Raw genomic sequence first — 6,163 nt, forward strand, 5'->3', positions numbered from 1 at the left:
TGCAAGAACGGGTGAGCTACGCTCCCCGCCGTGGAGGAGATCGAGAAGCTCAGCTCAGAAATCAGCGGTTGCCGGCGGTGTGAGAGGCTCGTGGAGTGGCGCGAGCGCGTTGCCGTGGAGAAGCGGGCCGCCTTCCGAGACTCCGAGTATTGGGGCCGGCCGGTCCCGGGGTTCGGCGATCCGCGAGCGCGGCTCTTGGTCGTCGGCCTTGCCCCGGCCGCCCACGGTGCCAATCGAACAGGACGGATGTTCACCGGTGACCGGTCGGGGGACTGGCTCTTCGCCGCGCTGCACAGAGCCGGGTTCGCTTCACAACCGGAGTCGATCTCCCGTGGCGACGGACTCGTGCTCACCGATGCTTTCGTCACGGCCATCGGCCGCTGCGCACCTCCAGCCAACAAGCCGACCGGCGAGGAACTTGCCTTGTGCCGGCCCTGGCTCGAAGCAGAGATCGACCTTCTGGACCGTGTGCGAGTGGTCGTCCCGCTCGGCGGCCTGGCATTCACGCAACTCCTGCGGGTCTACTCCGATCGGGGACTTCCGGTTCCAAAGCCGCGGCCGAGGTTCGGTCACGGTGCGGAGGTGGATCTGGGTCCGGGCGGTCCCGTCATACTGGCCAGCTACCACCCCAGCCAGCAGAACACATTCACCGGCCGCCTGACAGAGCAGATGCTCGATGATGTGTTTGCGCGAGCGTCGGGGCTGTTCCCCGTCTGATCGAACCCGGATAATTCGCCCTATCTCCGTAGTGGTAATACGATGTCTCGACCGCGTTCTCCAGGAGACTTTCACTGTGCGACCCCTCGACCACACGACTGTTGAACTTGCCGCGGAAACGGCACCCTCGTGGCTGGCGGACCTCCGTCAGAATGGATTCGAGTACTTCGACAAGTTGTCGATGCCGACCGGTGCCGAAGAGGAATGGCGCTACGTCGATCTTGATTTCGACATCGCCGCTTTCGGGGTGCCCGACGTCGCCGGCGTCCCCATAGTTGGTGACTCGGATCTCTCCGCACTGACCGACTACGCAGGTATCGCCCGCTTGGTCGACGGGTTCGTGGTCGACACCTTCTGCGATACGCCCGGTGTCACGCTTGTCGGGCTCGCCGGCCGGGTCGACGACGACTCGCTCTTGGAGCAGTCGATCGGCAGGGTGATCAAGCCGGATGTCGACATCTTCGCGGCTGCTCACCAGGCGTTCGCCACCGACGGCCTTCTCTTGCACCTCGGCCGTGGTATTGCCCTCGATCGGCCGATCGTCGTCGACATGCAGGTGACTCAGGCCGACACCATCGCCTTCCCGCATCTCAGCGTTGTCATGGAAAGCAACTCGGAGGCTTCGGTCATCGTCGTAATGCGCTCGCCGGACGGACAACGCAACGTCGTTGTGCCGCAGCTCGAGTTGTCGGTCGGTGACGGGGCCCGCCTCAACCTCGTCACGTCGCAGCACTGGGGAGATGGAACCACCGCCATAGCCCACCAGAAGATGGTGCTCGGCAGGGATTCGACCGGCCGGCTCGGCGAGGTCGGCCTCGGCGCCAAACTCGGCCGGCTCGACCTGACGGTCGACTTGATCGGCAACGGCTCCAGTTCGGAGCTCGTCGGCCTGTACTTCGGCGACAGACAACAGATCTTCGATTATCGAGTCGTCGTGAATCATCATGGAAAGAACACCCGCTCCGATGTCTTCCTGAAGGGTGCCGTCGAGGACGAAGCCGAGTCCGTGTTTTCCGGACTGCTGAAGATCTGGCCCGATGCCACTCGAACCTCGACATTTGAGACCAATCGCAACCTCGTTCTCTCCGACGGGGCCAAGGCACATTCGGTTCCGAACCTCGAGATCCTGTGTGACGACGTCGTCTGCGGCCACGGTTCCACCGTTGGTCCGCTGGAGGAAGAGCACCTGTACTACTTGATGAGCCGCGGACTCTCCCACGAACGTGCTCAGCGGGTGCTCATCCGGGGGTTCTTCGACGAGATGATTCAGCGACTTCCGGTATCCGGCCTCGAAGTTCCTGTTCGGGACGCGGTCACCGCCAAGTTCGTCGGTGCCCAGTCGGAAGGCCGATTGTGATGAACGAGTGGGTCCGAATCGCCCCCCTCGAGGAGTTGCCGGACGGCAGAGGGGTGCGTGTCGAAGCTCTGGGGAATCGGATCGCCCTCTTCCGTATCGGTGAAGCCGTCTACGCCCTGGCCGATCGATGCAGCCACGCGGAGGCGTCGCTGGCCGAAGGTGAGGTCTTCGACGATGAGGTCGAGTGCCCGCGCCACGGCGCGACGTTCGAACTCGCAACCGGGCAGGCCCGCACCTTGCCGGCGACGAAACCCCAGAAGAAGTACGAAGTCAGAATCACAGACGGCGACGTATATCTCGCCCTCCAGGAGGCATCGTGAGCAGACTCGCCCTCGACATCAACAATCTCGAAGCCTCGGTTGGGACAATCGAGATCCTCAAGGGTCTCGACCTGGAGGTTCCGTTCGGTGAGGTGCATGCCATCATGGGTCCGAACGGATCGGGCAAATCGACGCTTTGTCACGTACTCACCGGCCGTTCCGAGTACACGGTTTCCGGAGAGGCTCTCATCGACGGTGAACCGCTGCTCGACAAGGCGGTCGACGCCCGATCGAGGATGGGATTGATGCAGGCGTTCCAATACCCGGTCGAGGTGCCCGGTGTGGCTCTCGCCACTCTGATGCGCGAATGCGGCGAGGAACGTGGATGGGACTCCGACGAGATCGATGCACGGATAGCTGAAGCGGGCGAGCAATACGACATGGATCGATTCCTCGACCGGTCTGTCAACAACGACCTGTCCGGAGGCGAGAAGAAGCGTTCCGAGGTATTCCAGATGGCAGTTCTGAGACCGAAGGTCGCAGTGCTCGACGAGATCGACTCCGGGCTGGACATCGACGCGGTGCGTGAGGTTGCCGAAGGCATAGAGCGGATGCGCGGGCCTGAGGTGGGTGTGCTGATGATCACCCACTACAGCCGGATCCTTCGATACGTGACGCCGGATCGGATCCACGTCATGATCGGTGGTCGGATCGTTGAGTCCGGGGGGCCCGAGTTGTCGGCCCGCCTGGAAGAGGAAGGGTACGAGGGCATTCGCGAGAGACTGGGCATCGAGGCGCCGGTTCAGGGAGTTGCCGAGAAACGCCCGGCGGATTTCTTCACCGAGACCCCGTTCGACCTCTAGTCGCGAGTCGCGGGTTGGTCAGAACCTGGAACCTGGAACCGCGGGCTTCGTCCCTGGATCTCTCTATTCGCTCCTGGGGCGCAGGTCCCAGGCACGCTCTCCTGCTTCACGGTATTTCCTCCAACGCCGAAGGATGGTGGAGAGTCGGCCCGGCGCTCGCCGAACTCGGATACACCGTGACGGCCCCGGATCTCCGGGGCCATGGGATGAGCCCCACCTCGGCCGACCTGACACTCGCTTCGTACACAGCCGACGTGCTGGCGATCCGCCCCGGGTGGGATCTGATCCTCGGCCATTCGCTCGGCGGAGCTGTTGCCGTGCTGGCTCTGAAGGAGCGGCCGGGCCTGACGCCGGTCCTCATTCTGGAAGATCCGGCCATAGCCATCCCGGCTCCGGAGTTGGCGATCGAGAGCCTCTTGAAGTCGTACACGGCACCGATCTCCCAAGAGGAGGTGGCGCGGCGAAACCCGACCTGGAACACCGAGGACTGCCGGATCAAGGTGTCGGCGATCATCGAGTCGCGCCCGGTGATGGTTGAGCAGACCATTCGCCAAAACGTCCCCTGGAACCTGGTTGAAGAGGTTGTTGCCCTGGAGGTTCCGACGTTGATTCTGGGTGCCGAGATCCAACCGGTCGTCCCCGCCGAGTTCGGCCGCTACCTGGCGGGAATGAACCCGAACCTGACCTTCCATCAGATTCCCGGCAGTTCGCATTCGATGCATCGTGATGAGTTCGACTCGTTCTGGGCGCGGGTGGTCGACTTCTTGCCGTGATCGCGGCGCCGGTCCTCCTACCATCTGTGTATGAGTGTCAAGACTGATCGCCACGAGCAATGGCTGGTCGAGCTGACCGCCTTGCCCACCGTCGCCGGTCACGAGGACCGGGTTGTCGAGTGGATCGAGCGGTGGGCGGCGCGGCGCCGGGACGTGCGGATGTCCAGGGATTCCGCCGGCAATGTGCTGTTGAAATCCACAGTGCGCACCCGCAAGACCCCCGTGTTCCTGACTGCCCACATCGACCATCCCGGATTCGTCGTGACATCCGTCGACCGGTCGCGGCGGGTAGGGGTGGAGTTTCGGGGCGGTGTTCACGCTCCCTACTTCGACGATGCCCGTGTGGATCTGTTCGACGGCGACGATCGGGTGCATCGCGGGACTGTGACCGATTTCGATCACAGGACTTCGACCGGCGCCGTTCGCCTCGACCGGCGTTCGGGTTCGCTGGCGGCGGGGGACATCGGAAGATGGGCGTTCGGGTCCAGGTCGCTCGGGGTACGCAACGGAAGGCTGCATGCCGCAGGCTGTGATGATCTGGCGGGCGCCGCCGCCGTGCTGGCGGCCTTCGACGAGGTGCGGAAGAACGCTCCGCAGGTGCGGGTTCTTCTGACCAGAGCCGAGGAGGTTGGCTTCATCGGGGCAATCGCCGCCTGCAAGGCGGGGACGATCCCGGAACGAGCAGAACTGATCGTCGTTGAGAACTCGCGGGCATTTGCCGCGTATCCGGTCGGGAACGGGCCGGTGGTCCGGGTGGGAGATGCATCGACGGTCTTCGATCGAGAGCTGACCAACCAGTTGACCCGGCTGGTCCGGTCCTACGCCGACGGCCGCCCGGGTGCCCGCTGGCAGCGCAAACTGATGGACGGAGGCTCCTGTGAAGCGACTGCATTTGGGGCCTACGGATATCGGGCGACATCGCTGAGCCTGCCGCTCGGCAACTATCACAACATGGTCGATATCGGCGGCGTTCTGGACGGAAGCCGCCCCGCCCGGGTGGCCCCCGAGTTCGTTTCCCTGGATGACTTTCACGGACTCGTCGAGTTGCTCGCCCACGTCGCCCCTCGCCTCGGCGAGGCGGGAGAGGCCTCGCTGCTGGAACGGCTCGACGCGATCTACGAATCGGAGCGGCTGGTCCTCGACTGACGGACGGCGTCACAACCTCACACTGTTTTCTCAGCAATACTGAGGTGCCTGGGGAGCAACAGCATTGCTGAGAAAACTCGAAACGTTGTGACTTTCGGCCCGCACGGCCTGTGCATCGCCGACCTACTCTGAAAACGAACTGTCAACAGGAGGAACGGGCGTGGAATACCGCACCGAACGTGACTCGATGGGCGAGGTCCTGGTACCGGCGGATGCCCTCTACGGAGCATCGACTCAGCGCGCAGTGGATAACTTTCCGATCTCGGGGTTGACCGTCGGCCGTCGACTGATTTGGGCTTTTGGACTCATGAAGGGCTCGGTAGCTGCAGTCTCCGGACCCGACGGCTACGTCGATGCCGACAAGGCCGATGCCATCCAGCAAGCCGCCGACCTCGTCATGTCGGGAGCCCTCGACGACCAGTTCCCGGTGGATGTCTTCCAGACCGGGTCCGGCACGTCGACGAACACGAACTCGAACGAGGTCATCGCTACCAAGGCCACCGAGATCCTCGGCGGCGAACCGGGCTCGAAGCTGGTTCATCCGAACGACCACGTGAACTTCGGTCAGTCGTCGAACGACACGTTCCCGACTGCGATGCACCTCGCCGCGGTGGAGGCCCTCAAGTCCGGGCTCCTTCCGGCGCTCGATCTGCTGGCCGGCTCGCTCGAGACGAAGGCGGTCGAGTTCGCCGATGTCGTGAAATCCGGACGCACGCACCTGATGGATGCGGTTCCCGTCACGCTCGGCCAGGAGTTCTCGGGCTGGGCGGCGCAGATGCGCAAGGCCGCCGAACGGGTGGAGAAGGTGCTTCCGGAACTAGCGGAACTCCCTCTCGGCGGTACCGCCGTCGGGACCGGCATCAACTGCCCGGAAGGGTTCGCAGCCAAGGTGATCGCGGTGATGGCCGACAAGACCGGTTTCCCGTTCCGCGAGGCCGACAACCACTCTGAAGCCCAGGCTGCCAAAGACGCAGTGGTCGCGACGTCCGGCGTTCTGAAGACGATCGCCCAGTCCCTGTTCAAGGTCGTCAACGACCTGCGCTGGCT

At 63.7% G+C, this 6,163-nt stretch carries 7 protein-coding genes; all 7 read left to right on the plus strand.

What is annotated here, in order from left to right:
• The first annotated feature begins 30 nt into the window (after positions 1 to 30).
• A complete protein-coding gene (locus VLT15_10825) occupies positions 31 to 717 on the plus strand; it encodes a uracil-DNA glycosylase (protein HSR45702.1) in 687 nt (228 codons plus the stop codon).
• Between the two features lie 76 nt (positions 718 to 793).
• A complete protein-coding gene (gene sufD, locus VLT15_10830; GenBank protein ID HSR45703.1) occupies positions 794 to 2,074 on the plus strand; it encodes a Fe-S cluster assembly protein SufD in 1,281 nt (426 codons plus the stop codon).
• A complete protein-coding gene (locus VLT15_10835) occupies positions 2,074 to 2,394 on the plus strand; it encodes a non-heme iron oxygenase ferredoxin subunit (GenBank protein ID HSR45704.1) in 321 nt (106 codons plus the stop codon). Before sufD ends, VLT15_10835 begins: the two co-directional genes overlap by 1 nt.
• Positions 2,391 to 3,197: a Fe-S cluster assembly ATPase SufC gene (gene sufC / locus VLT15_10840; GenBank protein HSR45705.1), complete on the plus strand. Its 807-nt coding sequence runs from the start codon at positions 2,391 to 2,393 to the stop codon at positions 3,195 to 3,197. Before VLT15_10835 ends, sufC begins: the two co-directional genes overlap by 4 nt.
• Before the next feature lie 14 nt (positions 3,198 to 3,211).
• On the plus strand, positions 3,212 to 3,970 hold the full coding sequence (locus tag VLT15_10845) for an alpha/beta hydrolase (protein HSR45706.1): 759 nt from the start codon (positions 3,212 to 3,214) through the stop codon (positions 3,968 to 3,970).
• A gap of 30 nt (positions 3,971 to 4,000) precedes the next feature.
• Positions 4,001 to 5,116, plus strand: coding sequence for a M20/M25/M40 family metallo-hydrolase (locus VLT15_10850; GenBank protein HSR45707.1), 1,116 nt, complete (start codon positions 4,001 to 4,003; stop codon positions 5,114 to 5,116).
• A gap of 187 nt (positions 5,117 to 5,303) precedes the next feature.
• On the plus strand, positions 5,304 to 6,163 hold an 860-nt coding region (locus VLT15_10855), incomplete at its 3' end, for a lyase family protein (protein HSR45708.1).

The sequence above is a fragment of the Acidimicrobiia bacterium genome, from assembly GCA_035471805.1.
Classification (GTDB): Bacteria; Actinomycetota; Acidimicrobiia; order Spongiisociales; family JAHEDJ01; genus JAHEDJ01.

Bases quoted from the DNA above. Each gene is read 5' to 3' on its own strand.
- VLT15_10835 (HSR45704.1), top strand. From the start codon at position 2,074: ATGAACGAGTGGGTCCGAATCGCCCCCCTCGAGGAGTTGCCGGACGGC.
- VLT15_10850 (HSR45707.1), top strand. From the start codon at position 4,001: ATGAGTGTCAAGACTGATCGCCACGAGCAATGGCTGGTCGAGCTGACC.